The following is a 2,374-nucleotide window of genomic DNA, read 5'->3' as shown; positions in this document are numbered from 1 at the left end:
TACTTGCCATTACTTAATGTTACCTCACGATACGCATTAACCTTGCTATTCCTCAAGGGGGTACATTGTCAGGAAGCTCCGCACCAGACCGTTGCCAATCTCGCACTATCCCTAGGCTACTGTTAGCCATATAACAGGTTGACTCATATTTTATATAACATAGTGCCTATAAAATATGCCAACAATGATAATAACAGCTTGTGCACTTATTTAACTTCACAATAGGTCAATTCTAGCTTAAACTATATGCTGATGGGTTCTTTCGTTTCCTTGGTCAGCTCAATAATTTCTTATTGAATACCTTGGAAATTCCAGAATATCAGATATGATTAATTGAATTGTCCAAAGAATTAGTTCTTTAAATATATGAGATTTGTCTCTCACAGACTAAAAAATTATTCTTTACCGAATATAGGTTACACAATATCCTTTCGGACATGTGTAACGTCCTACTCAGATATTGTGAAGGGTAGCTAATTAAAGTTGTTCACTTTAATAGCCCACCTAACTTTATTGAATAAAATCAATAAGTTAGGCGTCATAAGTGCGCCCTTGTCGCACTTACATAAATATGTGATAATGTATGCACATTCACTTTCATTATTCACACTATCGAAAATGGTAACAGAAAAACCGCAAAAAATTCATTCTATTCACGTATTACGTGGTGTTGCGATTATTATGATTGTTTTTAGTCACTGCTTAGGTGTATTTAAAAATAATCATTTAATTACAAATAGTTATTTATTTTCTTTTTTAAATTTATTTGCATTTAATTTCACTACTTTTTTTGTATTAATTGCCGGTTTTTTATTTCAACACTTGACTTACAAATATGATACTAAAGCATACTATTTATCAAAATTTAAGACAGTAGTATGCCCTTATATTTCGGTATCACTTTTTTGTTTTATCTTTTTTCATTATCAGTACTTATCCAATTTGCCATGGTTCTCATCAATTGAGCCTAGTGTTATGAATGCGATAGTTCACATGATGCTAACTGGCACACAGCTTCTACCTTTATGGTTTATGCCAATGATTATCATGATATATTTAATGGGACCACTTTTCTTTTATTGGTCGAAAAAAAAATTAATTGTTGCAGGTTTGATTGCTATGTTTTGGGTTGTGATGTTTACTAAACCAGATTTTACTAAACCGTTTTTAAATTTACTGCATTACGGTCCTATTTATCTAATTGGTATGATGATAAAACAAAATTATGAAACTATTATCAAATCAGTAAAAGATAATTTGTTTTTGATAATATCCTTTTTTTGTTTATGTTTTTTCATTCCACTTGCTTATCGCTATATGACTCATTTGGTTGTAGAAAAGCTATATTATGATACATTACAAAAGATCGTTTTATTTATATTAGCACTTTATTTTTTAGATGGGCTCAATCACAAAGAGAATAAAGGAAAGATTTATAAATTTTTCTCTTATATGGCAAATATAAGTTTTCCCATCTATTTTATTCATGAAATCATTGTGTTACAGCTTGAGCATTTGTTATATATCTCTCCACTAAGCAATATAATTAAAACGGATAATGGTTGGTTAGCATCATTGGGGGCTGTAACTTTTTTAGTCTCTACTTTAGTTATCAGTATTATGATTGCTAACATAATAAAATTAATTTTCAAAAATAACGCAAAATATCTTATAGGTGGAATTCGCTAAATCACGTTATTTATATTTAGTGCTTTTTAATGCTTTTGGTAAAAAAAGAATAATTACTATAGTGAGAATAATCGTTCTCTTTTTAAATATAGTCAAAATATAAATTAATTTTGAAAAAATTATTGAAAATACGAGGATTTTTATATTTACATCAAATGTGGCGAATAAAAGGGTTTGAACAAATAAAAAACAAACGAGAGAAAAATTGAAATTAATGCTTGCCAAAAAAAATGAAGTCCCTATAATGCGCATCCACTGACACGGCGTCAGCGAAAAGCTGAGGCGAGTTAGTGAAAAATTAAGATCAAAAATTTTGAAAAAAGATCTTGACGAATAAAAAAGGTTAGCGTAGTATACGCAACCCTTGAGACAGCGAGGTAAACTAACGGAAAGTTAGTTGATTTAAAAAGGCTGTTAGCTCTTTAAAAATAAGAAACAGACAATCTGTGTGGGCACTTGCGAGACAAAAGATTAAAGTCTACGGACTAAAAAATTAAGTCTTGATAAGTGACACTGAAGATTCATTTGAATATGTCAGAGACAGTTATTGAGCATCAAACTTTAAATTGAAGAGTTTGATCATGGCTCAGATTGAACGCTGGCGGCAGGCTTAACACATGCAAGTCGAACGGTAACATGAGTGCTTGCACTTGATGACGAGTGGCGGACGGGTGAGTAAAGTATG

The 2,374-nt window shown here is 31.1% G+C and carries 1 protein-coding gene and 1 rRNA gene; both read left to right on the top strand.

Annotation, left to right across the window (positions count from 1 at the left end; genetic code table 11):
* Positions 1-579: 579 nt before the first annotated feature.
* On the top strand, positions 580-1,689 hold the full coding sequence (locus A9G45_RS12385; protein ID WP_065566412.1) for an acyltransferase family protein: 1,110 nt from the start codon (positions 580-582) through the stop codon (positions 1,687-1,689).
* 563 nt (positions 1,690-2,252) lie between these two features.
* A 16S ribosomal RNA gene (locus A9G45_RS12380) occupies positions 2,253-2,374 on the top strand; the annotation flags it as partial.

It is taken from the genome of Gilliamella sp. HK2, from assembly GCF_001690265.1.
Taxonomy (GTDB): domain Bacteria; phylum Pseudomonadota; class Gammaproteobacteria; order Enterobacterales; family Orbaceae; genus Gilliamella; species Gilliamella apicola_C.
This window is presented reverse-complemented; position numbering and strand designations above follow the sequence as displayed.

Bases quoted from the DNA above. Each gene is read 5' to 3' on its own strand.
- A9G45_RS12385 (WP_065566412.1), top strand. From the start codon at position 580: ATGTATGCACATTCACTTTCATTATTCACACTATCGAAAATGGTAACA.